This window comes from Ruegeria sp. YTSC199, from assembly GCF_059609725.1.
Genome location: NZ_JBXWMF010000028.1, coordinates 28,720 through 44,003, shown reverse-complemented (window position 1 = coordinate 44,003; position 15,284 = coordinate 28,720). Strand labels below are relative to the sequence as shown.

The following is a 15,284-nucleotide window of genomic DNA, read 5'->3' as shown; positions in this document are numbered from 1 at the left end:
GGCAGATCAGGTTTTGCGCCATGTCAGCCCCCGTGCGGGATCGTATTCCCGGTCTGACAATCCAAAAGACACCACCGCGGCAACGCAGATCCGCATCAGCGCTATTCCATTGAAGCTGCCATAGAGCGCGAAACGGATAAGCTCGACCGCCCGGGTCAATGGGTTCACTCTGCAAATGTCGTGCAAAAGCTCCGAGCTTTCAGCCATTTTCCACAGCGGGTAGAGCGCGGTGGACAGAAGGAAGGTGGGGAAGATCACGAAGTTCATGACCCCCGCAAATTCTCGAATTGCTTGATGGCCTAAGACAGGGCCAGGCCCAAGCCTCCCAGCGTCATGCCCGTGACAAGCAAGGCGAGAAGCAAGGCAAGATAGCCCTGCGGAGAAAAGCGGGTGCCGTATTCCACTGTCACGCTGAGAAAAACATAGACCCGAAGGATTGTAATCAATGTGCTGGCCAAGAGACGGCAGATCAGTAACCACCAGCGGGACAAGGGGCTGGTCAACAGGAGCCGCATCGACCCCATCTCGCGATCGTAGACCAGTGACAGAGAACGTTGCATGCCATTGAACAGCAGGATCGGGCAACGGGCGATTTCCAGCCGCCTCCGGCGACCGCCGTTGAGGTTACGCACGGTTTCCTTTGACTGGTCGCGCATGTTGAGCCGGTCCAGAGCGGGATAGGCGCGGGATCGGGCCAGCTTGCCCGACAATCCGTGCAACGCGGCGAAACAGGTGAAGTTGAGGTGAACCGAGAGAACCAGGTCAAGCGTGGGCTGCTGAACGACAACTCCTATATTTTTCAAGAAATTGCGTGGACTTCCCGGTCCCGTTCGGGCCCAGTGGCGTACAGAAAGCGCCGGACGGGACGTGAAAACTCACATCGTCCGACGCCTGTTTCGCACCCTAGGCGTAGCTCAGGTTCTGGACACTGAGACTGGTCACTGTATAGCAATTTCAAGTTTTTGGGTCTCGCCGGTAGAGCCGGGAACCTTGAGATGGTAGCTGCCTGGTTTCAGTGCGATGAAGCCTATCTCCATTTCGCCGGCCTCATCAAACTCGATACTGTCGAGCCCCAGCGGGCGGATTTCGAGCCCTTCGATCACGATTTCGTCGATCCAGATGGCGCGGAAGAATTCAGAACCGACAAGCGCCAGCTCCTGGCTGCCGTCGCCCTGGATTTCGAATTCGTAATAAGTTCCGGATTTGAGTTCCCATGGAGCGTCCGTCAGGGGCATGCCGGCAGAGAGGATGATCGGCGGCAGATCTTCCTTGTTGGTAGCCGAGAGCAGGCCGGCCATACCGAACTGAGGTTCGTCGTCGTCGTTATCTGCCATGGCGGCGGCGGGCAGGACCAGGGCCAGAAGGACGGTGATAAGGGATTTGGTAAGCATATTTACTCTCCTGTTGGTTCGTCTTCAGGGGGCTCAAAGGCGCCGGATGTGCACCGCGCGTGTCCCAACTGACAGCCCAGTCGGAGGGTGGCGGATGAGGAACGTCACGGTCGCATCGCCGCGCCCCAGGGGAAGCGACCCACTTTGACAGATTTCAACGCCTCGCGACTGGCCACGTCGATCACGGTCACGTCGCCCGAAACACCGTTGGTTGTGAACAGCAGCGATTTGTCGGGAGAGAAATCCATGTGCCAGACCCGGCGGCCGACAAGGATATAATCCTCGACCTCAAACGTTTCGGCATTGACGACGGCGACGTGGTTTGAGGGGCCAAGTGCGACGAAAGCGGTCTTTTCGTCTTCGGTAAATTCGAAGCCGACGGGTTGAACACGGTCGGGATGCACGCCCTTGACGGCGAATTCGATCTTGGCCTTCTCCGATTGGTTGGCTGTGTCGAAAACAGTGATGGTGCCACCAATCTCGGAACTCACCCAGAGCTCGGAACCGCCTGCGGTGAATTCAGCGTGGCGCGGCCGGCTGTCAACCAGCGTGTTGGCAAACAACTCGCGGGTTTCAGTATCGATCCAATGCGCCATATTAGTGGTTTCAGAGGTGGTGATGGCGATCTTGCCGTCGGGGCTCACGGCCATGCCTTCAGGTTCGATACCGACATTGATCTGGGCGATCACCTTGCGGCTTTCGGTGTCGACAACCGTGGTCACCGCGTCATCCTCGTTGGCGATGTAGAGATGGCGGTCATTGGGGTGCAGAACGAATTGTTCCGGGTCTTCGCCCGATGGCAGGTCGTGCAGGATCCGTCCTGTATTTGGATCCATCACCTGTACCGTATCGCTGTCTGAGGCACAGATATAGACGCGGCTGAAATCCTTGGAAAAGGTTATGCCGCGCGGGCGCTCACCGGTTGGAATCGTGCGGGTGACTTCAAGCGTGCCCACATCAATCACGCTGATCGTGTCGTCCTTTTCGTTGGTAACCCAGATCTCGGCGGCGTGAAGCGGCGTCGTGATGCTGAGGGCGGCAGTGAAGAGCAGGTGTTTCATTTTGCGGCTCCGTTGGATGCCTCTGGCGGGAATATTCGAAGAAAGATGAAAGCAGATCATTGGAAGGCTTCGCAGGCGCTTTCCGGCGCGTCGAGACCCAGCGAGTCGAGTTCGTTATGCTGGTGCAGGTACCCTTCGAGCGGTGGCTGGGCAACGAGGGCACTTTGGGTGACCAGAGGGATCGGCTGGCGCATTTGACCGTTCCAGTTGCGGTAACTGAGCGGGCGGCCCTTGAAGCCGGCCAGTTCGAACGTATCCGACAGGATGAATTCGCGTAGATCGGCGGGTTCCGAGCTGTTGATGCGGGTTACGGCCTCGCCAATCGAGCGAATGGCGGCCCAGGCGGCGTAGTCCTGGGGCCGCATCGGGCGGTTGGCCAGGTCGCGAAACCGCGATTGCAATTGGGCCGCGCCCCATTGTTCGACCACAGGTGCCCAGGCTGTAGGCCTGAGCCCCTCGGTGCCGGCAACCGGGCGCGGCAGCCAGGTGTTGAAGGCAATATAGCGGCCAAAATCGTTCAGTTCGTCGGCGATCAGCAGTAAGTCGTATGTACCGAGGTCTTGTGTGAACAGAGGAACCTCTTGCGCTGCATTGCGGCGCATATCCGCATCAAAGGTCCAGGTTTTTTCGGCCGTGATGCTGAGGGCGAATTTGGCGGCACTTTGGCGCAATGCATCAGCAAAGGCTTGGTCCTGCGGGTGCCCACCGGAAATCAGGGCCAGCGTTTCCCAGCGTTTGGTGCGGGCAAATTGCATCATGGCGTCGCTGCGCATCTGGTAGGACGGCAAGGTGTGCAACAGGTTGGCGCGGCAGTTCTGACTGCGCAAACTCATGTCGGCACTGGAGGTGTTGAACAGCAAGGCGTCGCCCGCAGCGGGCAGGTCAGCAATTTTCAGCAAGGTGTCTGCCGGGACATCGAGGATCAGGAAAGGCGTCTGTTCCAGCGCCTGGCCCGCAGCCGCAAGCGGGTCGCCACCCACGGGGATCACCACGGTTTCCAGGTGGTATTTATGGCCGAGAAAAGCCCCGGTGGTTTCGTTGTCACTTAGCCCCAAATGGGCGCCCTTCTCGCCCAGATCGTCGGGGATTGGGTCAAGGTTCGACAGAGTTGGCGGACGGTCGATTTCCTGCTTGAGAAAGACCATTGGTATACGAATCTCTGCAACCGCAGTGCCGGCTGCAAGCATCATGACAGTGAATGTGAGCATGAGATTTCGCATGTTTCCTCACCGGAAGAGTGTCAGTTACTCCAAGGCTAAGGCCTGATCGACAGGGGGGACCATTGGACCATGGTCGTATGGTGAATCGGCCGGTCTAGAACTTAAGTCTCGTATCAAGCCTGTATTCGTCTCCGCTAAAAACTGAGTGGGAAACAAACGAACGGGAGGACTCGATGTACAGACTGTCCATGGCCACGATTGGCCTGATTGCCGCAAGTTCGATGACGCATGCTCATGGCGATGTGGCACCGCAACCGATGAATACCGATGCTTTGCCGGATGTGGGCGAAGAGTGGCTGATCGAAAACCCCTATCGCGATCAGGGTGAAGAGGTCTGGAAGGCCGCAATAGAGATCGGAGACAGCGGATACAATCAGAACTGTGCCCGGTGCCACGGTCTGGGCGGTGTGTCCGGTGGGTTGGCGCCTGATCTGCGCTATCTCGAAGCCGAAGAGTATGGCGATGAATGGTTTGTCGAACGATTCCAGACCGGATACACCCAGAACGGTATCACCAAGATGCCTGCCTTTGGCGAATTGCTGGGGCAGAAGGCCGCATGGGCGATCCGCACCTATATCGAGACCCGGCCCGATGATGGTGAATTGGACGATGTGACCCCACGGCTGATAGAGATCCGGGATGAACTTACCGCAATGGCGGATGGTGGCACAGGTAATGTCGAAGCCCTGCGCAGCGAGTTGAATACGGTTGCCGAAGGTGTGGCGACCGGTTCCGGAGCACCCGTGGCCGATAGCGTTGCCTTTCGTGCGGCGAGCCTGATTTCCGGCGATCAACCGGATTTTGCCGGTGCGGCCGAGGTCCTGACCATCGGTCTGTCAGCAGCCAACTAGAATAAACAGATTGGGGCACATGAAACGTTTTCTTACCGGAACTATTTTCTCCCTGTCGGTTGTCTGTGCCTCGGCACAGACCGCATCAGCCCGATGCGAAGATCATGTGCCCCAAGCCAAGCCGCAAAACGTGTCGCGGGATCGGGTTGGGCAGGATCTCGATACGATTCAGGAACGCGGGTTCATTACCTTTGCTGCCTACGAGGACTTTCCACCCTGGTCGTTTGAGGAGGACGGGAAGATCAAGGGCGTGGATATTGAGATCGGACGCCTGATCGCGCAGGAACTGGGCGTCGAGGCCCGGTTCAATCTTGTGGCGCCGGGCGAGGATCTGCAGACCGATCTGCGCAACTGGATTTGGAAAGGTCCGATAGTCGGCGGCAGCGTAGCCAATGTCATGCTGCATGTGCCTTATGACAGCGAATTTGCCTGCCGGGTTGAACAGGTGGTTTTCACCGGGCAGTACCATGTCGAAGAAATCGCCATTGCCTATCGTAAAGAGGCCTATCCGGAGGACCCGCCGGTTCCGGCCTATTTCCGCTTTGACACGGTCGGGGTCGAGAACGACTCGATTGCCGATTTCTACCTGTCATCCTTTCCCGGTGGGCAGTTGTCGCACAATGTGACCCGGTTCCCTTCGATGGCGGATGCCATGGCGGGGTTGGCTGTGGGTGAAACCATGGCGGCGATGGGGCCTCGGGCGCAGTTGGAACACGGCGCCACCGAAGATCTGGCAGTGCATAGCCCACCGCTGCCGGGCTTTGCCGTGGGGAAATGGACCGCCGGGGTTGCGGTTCATTTTGCGTATCGGCCACTGGCCTATGCAGTTGGAGATGCGGTTTTTGCCGGGGTAGAAGATGGGCGCGTGGCGCAGATATTCGCCGAATACGGTCTGACATTCGCGCCACCGGAATTGTTCTGAAGCAGCTTTAACTCAAGGTCTTCAGATCACCGTGGTGATCGACCAACGTTGCTTTCGGGGTTCCGGGCAGGGCGCGCAGCGCATCACGTATACGGGGTTCAGACATCAGGCAGAAGGCGGTCGAGGCCGCGTCGGCAATCGCCGCGCTGTCAGCCTCGACACTGACCGTGGACCAGCGCGGTTTCCCGTTAGGGTGCAGTATATGGCTCTGATCCGCGCTGAGTGTCAGTGCCGCGGGGCTGGATGTGGCAATCGCTCGGTTTTCCAGCATACGGGTGGCAACTAGCCCGAATTCGGGATCTTCCACGCCAAGGTGGAAGGGTCCGCCGAGGGCTGCAAACTCTCCGATGTTGATCAGCGTTCTGGTCAGGCCCGATTGCTGCAGGATCTGCCGGGCCAAGTCGGTTGCAAAGCCCTGCGCGATTCCGTTCAGGGTTAACGCCTGACCGATTTCCAGGGCTACAACCTGGCGAGAGACCTGTACGCGATCCCAACCCAACAGAGCGCGCGACGGTGCGGGGTCCTCGCCCCGCGCAAATGCCAGCCAGAGCGGCTGTACGGTCGGATCGAACAGCCCGCTTGTTGCGCTGTGAACCTGACCGACTTGTTCCAGAAGCGCGACGAAATCCGGATGGGGTGCGTCCAGCCTGCCGCTTCGGTTCAGGCGGGAGAGATCGGAGTTGCTGTCATAGAGGCTGAACAGACGTTCCAGGCGCGGCAGTAACTGCCTCAGCTGATCGAGGGCGGATTTAGCCTGATCTTCCGGAGCATGCAGAACCACCGAAACCCTTGCGCCCATGGCGTGGCCCTGCCAGCGCAGCGGGGTTGCGAAAGCCGGCGTTGCCAGCGCTGCGGCGGAAATGGTCAGGAACCGACGGCGGGATAATGGGCTCATTCGGCTGCCTCCATCCGTTTGGTGGCGCGCCGCGAAGCAATTATCAACGGTACGCATCGGTTTTGATCGTTGTGGATGGCGACGCAATCAAGGCAGCCGAAACACTCGGAATACCGGATCTCACCGGATTGACGGATTGCGCCATAGGCGCATTTTGCTTTGCACAATTGGCAGGGTGACCCGCATTCCCCTCTCCGTTTGATCCAGTTGCGCCCCCGGAACAGGCCGCCAATGGCCATTACCGCACCCAGCGGGCACACATAGCGGCAGAACCCCTTGAACAGCATCAACCCCAGGATCAGCCAGATTGCAGCATAGGCGACATAGCCCCAGTCGCGGATGAAGTACGTGGTGATCGCCGTCTTGAAAGGTTCGACCTCTGCGGCTTTGTCCAACTGGTCTGGCACTGTGAACAGGATGACGAAAAGACCTGCCAGCACCGCGTATTTGAAAAGCTTGAATCGTGTATCCCAAACAGGCGAAGGTTCAAGCCGGGGCAGGCGCAGAGTGCGTCCGAGGTGATGGGCGAATTCCTGCAACGCGCCAAAGGGGCAGAGCCAGCCACAGAAATAACCGCGTCCCCAAAGCACGAACCCGAGAAAAGTGGCCCCCCAGATCAGCAGCGAAAACGGATCATAGCTCAAAAAGGCGAAACTGCCGCCTTCAAACGCGGCACGCACCACCGCCAGCACTGTGACAACCGACAACTGGCCCTGGCCCCACCAGCCGACAAACACTGTCACAAAGGCAAGAATTGCCAGACGGGCCGGGGTGAGGGTACGGCTTTGCGCCAGTGGATTCTGCGCAAATAATAGCAGCGCGGTCAGGCCGGTCAGGAACAGGGTCAGGATGATCATGTCGGCCTGCCGCGCGCGCAGAGCATCCAACCAGGGGGGGCTCGCCTTTGTCGCTTTTGGGCGCGAGAAAAACCGCTCGTCGGTTGCGTGGGTGACCGGCAGATTGATAGAGCCGGTTTCAGGCTGGAATATGCCGTGCTGGCGGATGGCGGCGACGTTCAGGGTCCATTTCCGGGAAGGATCAAATCCGAGGCGCCGGTCCGCGCGCAGGATCATCATAGCACCGTCATGCAACGCGCCGGGCAGGTTGTCCGACAGTTCGACAAATAGATCGCTGTCGCGCAGCGCGACCGGCAATCCGTCTTGTTCCGCAGACAGCCAGTCCGGTGCGGTGTTGCGCACGAAATCCGGGCTGACCAGCCCGTGACGAGCGGTTTCGATCACCAGGATCGGTTCGTCATTCGGTGAGATTGCGAGAAAATCCCGCAACTCGCGAAACCCGGCATCGGACAAGACCGCGCGGGCGATGGATGGCGGACCGAGATCCACGATCCAGAGATCGAGGTAAGGCGCGTCCGGGTTAGCTTGCGCCTCGGGATCGTCATCCTCCCAGATGGTGTCGTCAAAGGCGTCGTTGACTTGAGCGTTGGAAATGACTGTATGGGTTGCGATGCCCTGCATAACGAGATCTTCCCATGTCAGGGTTTCGGAATACTCCGGATCAGGATGTGCGGGTGGAGTGGTCGAAATCCCTTCCATCTTTTCCCGGGCGACGGCGAGGGCAGCGGCCATAACCGATTCATGGGCTATACGAACCGAGGCTGTGGCCTTGGTGACACCATCCAGATAGACCAGCGACGAACCTGCCCCGCCACTGCCATAGGGGGTCCCGACGACGATGGACGAGGAAATGGATAACCCGGGATATTGTTCGAAAAATCTGTGAAACGGAGCTTCGCCCAAGCCTGACACAAAGATCGGCTCATTGTGTTCGATCAGGCGTACGTCCAGAAATATCCCCTCTAAATCAAGAACAACCAGCGCGTTGATCGCCGCTCCCGAAAAGCCGGGCAGTGGGGCGAGTGGTTCGGTTTCAAATACATATCCAGCCTTGGCGCCCCCTGAATTCAGCAATTGATAGACACCGTTGTCGCCGATGGGGTCACCGAGCGAGAACGGTGGCATGATAAGCTCGGAAAGCGTCGCCCGGTCCAGCGGCGCGGCTGGAACAAGGGGCGCCGAAAGGCAGAACAGCAGTGTGAACAGAATAACGCGCATGGAACGACCCTACGCAGCGGAGGTCCGCGCACCCTATTGGACATTGGTCGCAGACCCGCACTACGACCAAAGGCCAATACGCAAGATTGGGGCTCGTTGGTAGGTTTGAGGCACCCTAACCAGCCAGCGGAGGAAATAAGATGGCCTGGACAGCACCCAAACTAAAAGAAGTGAACTGCGGCATGGAAATCAACATGTACGCGCCGTCCGAGGACGAAGGTCGCGAGTACGAACGCGATCTGTTTTGAACCGCGTCTGATCGGGTAACGGCCATGCGGTTTCTGGTTCTTGGCGCGGCGGCTGGTGGCGGACTGCCACAGTGGAACTGTGGTTGTTCCAATTGTCAGGATGCTCGCAGCGGCAAGATCGCCCCGGCAAGCCAGTCATCGCTGGCCGTTTCTCTGGATGGGCGCGATTGGGCGGTGCTGAATGCATCCCCCGATATCCGCGCCCAGATGATGGCCTGCCCCTCGATGCATCCGCGCGGTTTGCGGGATACACCGCTTGCATCAGTTTTGCTCACAAATGGCGATATCGACCATATCGCCGGATTGCTTTCCCTGCGCGAGCAGACACCGTTCACGATGTATGCGACTTCCGAAATCCACAAGGTTCTGGAGGACAACTGCGTGTTTGACGCGGTGAACGCGGAAAAGGTTTCGCGGGAACGGATCGAGATCGGCCTCGGTTTTGAGATCCTGCCGGGGTTGCAGGCCCGGGTGTTCCCGGTGCCGGGCAAGGTGCCGCTGTTCATGGAAGGCGAGACCGTTCAGACCGATCTGGTCGGGGAACAGACGGTGGGGGTTCGCCTGAGTGACGGGCAGACCGTGGCCTATTACGTTCCCGGATGCGCGGATGTGACCGGGGATCTCCTGGAAACCTTGTCGGATGCGAACCATTTGTTCTTTGACGGCACGCTGTGGGATGACAACGAGATGATCCGGTCGGGGACCGGAGTGAAATCCGGAAAACGTATGGGGCATATCTCGATCGGCGGACCGGAAGGTTCGATTGCCCGACTGGCCGGGCTGAAGGCAAAAAAGACTTTTATTCACATCAACAACACAAACCCGGTCTGGCAGCCGGACGGCCCGGAACGCGCATTTGTTCACGCTCAGGGCTGGCGCGTCGCTGCTGATGGGATGGAGATAGAGACATGAACGCACACAGCCGCAACGTCGGAACACTGGAAGAGCGGCTGCGTGCGATCGGGGCCGAACGCTATCACGACAAGCACCCGTTTCACCATATGCTGCATGGAGGGCGATGTAATCCTGACCAGGTGCGGGCCTGGGTCATCAACCGCTGGGCCTACCAGGCAGCGATACCCATGAAGGATGCCGCTTTCCTGTCTCGGTGCAACGATCCGCAGATGCGGCGGGAATGGCGCAGCCGGATCGAGGATCACGACGGTGATGTGGACGGTGGCGGGGGAATTCGCCGCTGGTTGAAGCTGGCCGAGGCGGTCGGGCTGGACCCTGATTATGTCGCAAGCGGGCGGGGGGTTCTGCCGGCCACGCAATTCGCCGTGGACGCCTATATCCGCTATGTCCGAGATATGCCGTTGCTCGAGGCGGTGGCTTCCTCTCTCACTGAATTGTTTGCGCCCTCGATCCACGAACGCCGCATAGAGGGCATGTTGCAGCACTATGACTTCGCCAATGCCGAAAGCATGTCCTATTTCAAAAAACGTCTGACCGAGGCCCCCAAGGACGTGAAATTCGGGTTGGCCTGGGTTCTTGAGCACGCCGACACGCCGGCAAAGGAGGATGCGGCCTGTGAGGCGCTGATCTTCAAGACCAATGTGCTGTGGGCGCAGCTGGATGCATTGTGGGGAGCATACGTGGAACCGGGTCGTATTCCGCCCGGTGCCTGGCAGCCCGGAGAGGGAATGGCATGAGCCTGGCGCTAACCGATACGGATCGGCCCTATTTGCCGCGTGGTGTCCGAATGGTCGAGGACCGGCTGCGGGGCGGCAAGGTTCTGCTGGCGCCGGAAAAGGCCATAGCTCTGGACATGATTGGCGAAGCTATTTTGTCCCGGGTGGATGGCAACGCCGAGTTTGGCGCAATCATTGCCGACCTCGCGACCACTTACGATGCCCCCGAAGAGCAGATTTCCAAGGATGTGCAGCGGTTCATGATCGGGTTGCGCGCCCGGATGTTTCTGGGGGTCCACCTATGAGTGTACCTTCACCCATCGCCATGCTGGCGGAACTGACGCACCGCTGTCCGCTGGCCTGCCCTTACTGTTCGAATCCTTCCGAATTGCTGGGTCGTGACAGCGAACTAGACACTGAAACATGGATTGATGTTTTTCAGCAGGCGGCAGAGCTCGGTGTTCTGCAATTGCATTTGTCGGGCGGTGAGCCTGCATCGCGCGCGGATATCGTGGAATTGATGCAGGGGGCGCATGATGCCGGGCTGTATACCAATCTGATCACCAGCGGGATTGGCCTGACCCCGCGACGGCTGGATGCGTTAGAAGCGGCGGGGATGGATCACATCCAGCTTTCTCTGCAGGGTACCAATGCGGAGTTGGCGGATTGGGTTGGCGGGTATCGGGGCGGGTTTGATCGCAAGATGAAGGTGGCGGCCGAAATCAGGGATCGGGGAATTCCTCTGACGCTGAACGCGGTGATGCACCGGCATAACCTGGACGATCTGGAACGCACCATCGAATTGGCGGTCGAGATGGGCGCGCGACGGCTTGAAGTGGCCTGCGTGCAGTTTCACGGCTGGGCCACGCAGAACCGCAATCACCTGTTGCCAACGCGCGAGCAGACAATCGAAGCCAAACGTATCGTGGCCGAGGCCGAGCAGCGGCTGCGCGGGACGTTGGCCTTCGACTTCGTGCCGCCGGACTATTATGCGGATTTCCCCAAATCCTGCATGGGCGGTTGGGGATCAACCGGGCTGAACGTGACGCCAAACGGGACAGTTCTTCCGTGCCACGCGGCCCAGAGTATTCCGCACCTAACATTCGAATCTGTACAGGATAGAAAGCTTGCGGAAATCTGGTTCGATAGCCCGGCGTTCAATACCTATCGCGGCACCGACTGGCTGCCCCAGCCGTGTCAGAGCTGTGACCGAAAGGAAATCGATTTCGGTGGTTGCCGCTGCCAGGCGCTGGCCATCTCCGGGGACGCGTCGGCCCCAGATCCGGTTTGCGGAAAATCCCCGAACCATGGTCTGATCACCAATATTCTCGAGCAGGCGGCCAAGCCGACAGAAACGCCCATGTTGTGGCGGAGGGCGGTATCGTAAAAGTAAACCGTTTTGAGGGGCTTTGTTGTCTCGGTGCCCTAAATTGCTGGATGGTCACTCTAAGAAGTTGAGCAAAATCAATACTTTATTGATTCACTATTATTTGGACTGCATCATTAATTGCCTGACTGTGTGTCCTGTGGGATGTGTCGCCAACTTTTTTGTTTGGATTGACGAGCACGCAGGTCCCGACGTTTGGTCTCAGCGTATGTTTGTTTTACAGGTTTCAGCATGGTCTCTTTGAAAGGCTGCCATTTCCCCAAGGGTGCAGTATTGTACGCTCTGTATTTCTATTTGCGGAACACAGTGTCGTATCGGAATTTGGAAGAGATCATGCCGAACGCGGCGTGCAAGTGGACCACGTCACTCTCAACAGGTGGGTAGTGAAGTATTCATCGGTGATCGCAGTGCGAACGCATTAACCGTCCAGCAGCCGCCTGGTTCTTTGCCAAAGCCCTGTCTTCGGATGGAGTTACAGGCTAGATCGTCATCGACCAGAGTGGAGGCAATGCAGCTGGCATTCGAGAAGTGAACAAAATCCTAAAATCGGTTTAGCCGCCCAACCATCAAGTAAGTCGCTGACTCTGACCGTTCCAAAAGATTGCGACACATCCGCTGGTTTCTATTAACTGGCGTTTGAACGCCGTGTCGGAAAAGTTCAGGCCGGTTCAAATTGAACCGGCCTGAATAATCTTAGAAATGCGCCGAGTTGGTGTTTGCCGGCACCACGGGCGGGGCGAACTTGGTCAGGTCGATGCCTTCGACCGCCGCTTTGTATTCTTCGATCTTCGGCGTCCGGCCCAGGATGGCCGACAGCACGACAACCGGGGTCGATGCCAGCAGGCTTTCGCCTTTCTTGTCCGGCGCATCTGCCACGACGCGGCCCTGGAACAGGCGGGTCGACGTGGCCAGAACCGTGTCACCCTTGGCGGCTTTCTCCTGGTTGCCCATGCAAAGGTTACAGCCGGGACGCTCAAGATAGAGAATGTTCTCATACTCGGTGCGCGCCTGCGTTTTCGGGAACAGGTCGTCGAACTCGAAGCCCGAGTATTTCTCGAGCACTTCCCAATCGCCCTCTTCTTTCAACTCGTCGATGATATTGTAGGTCGGCGCCGCGACCACCAGCGGTGCCTTGAATTCGACCTTACCAGTTTCCTTTTCCAGGTTCTTAAGCATCTGCGCGACGATCTTGATGTCGCCCTTGTGCACCATGCACGAACCGACAAAGCCCAGATCCACATGCTTTTCGGCATTGTAATACGAGATCGGACGGATCGTATCGTGGGTGTAGCGCTTGGAAACGTCGGCGTTATTGACGTCCGGGTCGGCGATCATCGGTTCGACGATCTGATCCAGATCGACAACAACCTCAGCAAAGTACTTGGCGTTGTCATCGGGGCGCAGAGCCGGTTTTTCGCCCGACTTGATCTCGGCAATGCGCGCATCTGCGATGTTGATCAGCTTTTGCAGCATGCCGTTTTCATGCTCCATGCCCTTATCGATCATGATCTGGATGCGCGACTTGGCCAGTTCCAGCGAACCGATCAGGGTGTCGTCGGTCGAGATACAGACCGAGGCCTTGGCCTTCATCTCTGCGGTCCAGTCGGTGAAGGTAAAGGCCTGGTCCGCCAGCAGCGTACCGATATGCACTTCGATCACGCGGCCCTGGAACACGTTGTCGCCATGCTGTTCCAGCATCTGCGCCTGGGTGGCGTGCACCACATCACGGAAATCCATGTGCTCGGCCATCTGCCCCTTGAAGGTCACCTTGACCGATTCCGGGATCGGCATCGAGGCTTCACCGGTTGCCAGCGCCAGCGCCACGGTGCCCGAGTCGGCACCGAAGGCCACGCCTTTGGACATGCGCGTATGGCTGTCGCCGCCGATGATAACCGACCAGTCGTCCACCGTGATGTCATTCAGCACCTTGTGAATCACGTCGGTCATCGCATGATAGACGCCTTTCGGGTCACGACCGGTGACAAGGCCGAAGTCATTCATGAACTTCATAAGGCGAGGCGTGTTTGCCTGTGCCTTGGCATCCCAAACCGATGCAGTGTGACAACCCGACTGATAGGCACCATCAACGATGGGGGACACGACCGTCGCGGCCATCGATTCAAGCTCCTGCATGGTCATCAGACCAGTTGTGTCCTGCGACCCGACGATGTTGACCTTTACGCGCACGTCCGAACCGGCGTGCAGGGTCTTGCCGGGCGTTGTGCCCACGGCGTTCCTGTTGAAAATCTTCTCAACCGCGGTCAGGCCCTGACCTTCGTGGCTGATTTCTTTAGACGGGGCAAAAACCAGAGGTGCCTCGACACCCAAAGTTTCGGCCGCAAAGGTTTGCAGTTTCTTGCCGAAGACGATGGCGTAGGAGCCGCCCGCCTTCATGAACTCGACTTTCTGCGGCGTGAAGGACGCGGACACATCCACCAGATCTTCACCATCTTCACTCAGCAGCTTGTGCTCTTTGGTGTTGATCTTCAGAACCTTACCGGTTGCGACCGAGTACTTTTCTTCCAGGATCGGATTGCCGTCATTGTTGAGGATCGCATTGCCGTCTTCGTCCACCTTCTTGACCCAGTTTTTCAGGTCGAGACCGATGCCGCCGGTCACACCAACGGTGGTCAGGAAGATCGGCGAGATGCCGTTGGTGCCTGCAACGATCGGGGCAAAGTTGACAAATGGCACATATGGGCTGGCCTGTTTACCGGTCCACAGCGCCACGTTGTTCACGCCCGACATCCGGGACGAGCCCACGCCCATGGTGCCTTTCTCGGCAATCAACATCACGCGTTTGCCCGGGTGCTGAAGCTTCAGCGCTTCGATTTCCTGCTGCGCTTTTTCCGAGATAAAGCACTTACCGTGCAGTTCCCGGTCGGCACGCGAGTGCGCCTGGTTGCCCGGCGACAGCAGGTCGGTCGAGATATCACCCTCGGCCGCAACATAGGTTACCACTTCGATCTCTTCGTCGATTGCGGGCAGCTTGGTGAAGAACTCTGCCTTGGCATAGCTTTCCAGAATGTCCTTCGCGATTGCATTGCCAGCGCCATAAGCTGCCTTCAACCTGTCGGTGTCGGCGTCATACAAGAAGACCTGCGACTTCAGCACTTCGGCGGCCTGGTCGGCAATCGCGGCGTCGTCACCCAGCGCCAGATCCAGCAGAACCTCAACCGAGGGGCCGCCTTTCATGTGCGACAGCAGTTCGAACGCAAAGGGAACCGAAATCTCCTCAACCACGGCCTCGCCCAGAACGATCTCTTTCAGGAACTTTGCCTTTTCACCCGCAGCGCTGGTTGTGCCGGGCAGCGTGTTGTAGATGAAGAAGTTCAGCGACTCCGCCCGGTGTTCATTGCCGGTATCCTTGATCTGATCGACAATCTCTTTGACAAGGGCGCCATCATCGATGGGCTTGGGGTGCAGCCCCTGTTCCTTACGGGTTTCGATTTCACTGAGGTAGTCTGTATAAAGGCTCATGGCTGATCCGGCTGTTTGCAATTTATGACGCTATCTGCCGGATTCGCGGTGCTCTGGCGAGACCCGGCATTTTGTTTGTATGCGGCGGTATACCATTCCGCGGAGAATATCAAGGGACCATCT

The 15,284-nt window shown here is 58.2% G+C and carries 15 protein-coding genes and 1 pseudogene; 8 read left to right on the top strand and 8 right to left on the bottom strand.

Annotation, left to right across the window (positions count from 1 at the left end; translation table 11 throughout):
• Positions 1-6 precede the first annotated feature (6 nt).
• The 5 genes from AC2FEE_RS20885 to AC2FEE_RS20865 form a co-directional block, all read right to left on the bottom strand.
• Positions 7-267 carry a hypothetical protein gene (locus AC2FEE_RS20885; RefSeq protein ID WP_496867250.1) on the bottom strand — a complete coding sequence of 87 codons (261 nt, stop codon included), beginning with the start codon at positions 265-267 and terminating at the stop codon, positions 7-9.
• Between the two features lie 32 nt (positions 268-299).
• Complete coding sequence (locus AC2FEE_RS20880; protein WP_496867249.1) at positions 300-803, bottom strand: ABC transporter permease subunit; 504 nt, start codon at positions 801-803, stop codon at positions 300-302.
• 135 nt (positions 804-938) lie between these two features.
• Positions 939-1,391 (bottom strand): cupredoxin domain-containing protein, encoded by a 453-nt coding sequence (locus AC2FEE_RS20875; protein WP_496867247.1) that lies wholly within the window; start codon positions 1,389-1,391, stop codon positions 939-941.
• Positions 1,392-1,495: 104 nt separating this feature from the next.
• The gene (locus AC2FEE_RS20870; RefSeq protein WP_496867246.1) at positions 1,496-2,452 is read right to left on the bottom strand and encodes a YVTN family beta-propeller repeat protein; all 957 of its coding nucleotides are present in this window, start codon (positions 2,450-2,452) and stop codon (positions 1,496-1,498) included.
• A 56-nt stretch (positions 2,453-2,508) separates the two neighbouring features.
• Positions 2,509-3,660, bottom strand: a complete 1,152-nt coding sequence (locus tag AC2FEE_RS20865) for an ABC transporter substrate-binding protein (protein ID WP_496867245.1) — start codon at positions 3,658-3,660, stop codon at positions 2,509-2,511.
• A 185-nt stretch (positions 3,661-3,845) separates the two neighbouring features.
• Between AC2FEE_RS20865 and pedF the strand changes: the two genes are divergently transcribed.
• Together pedF and AC2FEE_RS20855 are read left to right on the top strand one after the other, a co-directional pair.
• A complete protein-coding gene (gene pedF / locus AC2FEE_RS20860; protein ID WP_496867243.1) occupies positions 3,846-4,523 on the top strand; it encodes a cytochrome c-550 PedF in 678 nt (225 codons plus the stop codon).
• Between the two features lie 19 nt (positions 4,524-4,542).
• Entirely contained in the window at positions 4,543-5,445 is a 903-nt protein-coding gene (locus tag AC2FEE_RS20855; protein WP_496867241.1) for a substrate-binding periplasmic protein, read from the top strand.
• 7 nt (positions 5,446-5,452) lie between these two features.
• On the opposite strand, the gene AC2FEE_RS20850 is transcribed toward AC2FEE_RS20855, so the two are convergent.
• A complete protein-coding gene (locus AC2FEE_RS20850; protein ID WP_496867240.1) occupies positions 5,453-6,340 on the bottom strand; it encodes an FAD:protein FMN transferase in 888 nt (295 codons plus the stop codon).
• A complete protein-coding gene (locus AC2FEE_RS20845) occupies positions 6,337-8,415 on the bottom strand; it encodes a 4Fe-4S binding protein (RefSeq protein ID WP_496867239.1) in 2,079 nt (692 codons plus the stop codon). The genes AC2FEE_RS20850 and AC2FEE_RS20845 overlap by 4 nt, the downstream gene beginning before the upstream one ends.
• 140 nt (positions 8,416-8,555) lie before the next feature.
• Here AC2FEE_RS20845 and pqqA point away from each other — a divergent pair, with 140 nt between their 5' ends.
• The 6 genes and pseudogenes from pqqA to AC2FEE_RS20815 all read left to right on the top strand — a co-directional run.
• Positions 8,556-8,663, top strand: a complete 108-nt coding sequence (pqqA, locus tag AC2FEE_RS20840; protein ID WP_170429904.1) for a pyrroloquinoline quinone precursor peptide PqqA — start codon at positions 8,556-8,558, stop codon at positions 8,661-8,663.
• Between the two features lie 24 nt (positions 8,664-8,687).
• The gene (gene pqqB, locus AC2FEE_RS20835; protein ID WP_496867238.1) at positions 8,688-9,575 is read left to right on the top strand and encodes a pyrroloquinoline quinone biosynthesis protein PqqB; all 888 of its coding nucleotides are present in this window, start codon (positions 8,688-8,690) and stop codon (positions 9,573-9,575) included.
• Positions 9,572-10,315, top strand: coding sequence for a pyrroloquinoline-quinone synthase PqqC (gene pqqC / locus AC2FEE_RS20830; RefSeq protein ID WP_496867237.1), 744 nt, complete (start codon positions 9,572-9,574; stop codon positions 10,313-10,315). Before pqqB ends, pqqC begins: the two co-directional genes overlap by 4 nt.
• On the top strand, positions 10,312-10,599 hold the full coding sequence (pqqD, locus tag AC2FEE_RS20825) for a pyrroloquinoline quinone biosynthesis peptide chaperone PqqD (protein ID WP_496867236.1): 288 nt from the start codon (positions 10,312-10,314) through the stop codon (positions 10,597-10,599). Before pqqC ends, pqqD begins: the two co-directional genes overlap by 4 nt.
• Positions 10,596-11,681 carry a pyrroloquinoline quinone biosynthesis protein PqqE gene (pqqE, locus tag AC2FEE_RS20820; protein ID WP_496867235.1) on the top strand — a complete coding sequence of 362 codons (1,086 nt, stop codon included), beginning with the start codon at positions 10,596-10,598 and terminating at the stop codon, positions 11,679-11,681. The genes pqqD and pqqE overlap by 4 nt, the downstream gene beginning before the upstream one ends.
• A 231-nt stretch (positions 11,682-11,912) precedes the next feature.
• Positions 11,913-12,094 (top strand): annotated as a pseudogene (locus AC2FEE_RS20815) (IS6 family transposase); the annotation flags it as partial.
• Between the two features lie 280 nt (positions 12,095-12,374).
• Here AC2FEE_RS20815 and AC2FEE_RS20810 read toward each other — a convergent pair.
• Positions 12,375-15,161: a bifunctional aconitate hydratase 2/2-methylisocitrate dehydratase gene (locus AC2FEE_RS20810; protein WP_496867234.1), complete on the bottom strand. Its 2,787-nt coding sequence runs from the start codon at positions 15,159-15,161 to the stop codon at positions 12,375-12,377.
• Between the last annotated feature and the right edge of the window lie 123 nt (positions 15,162-15,284).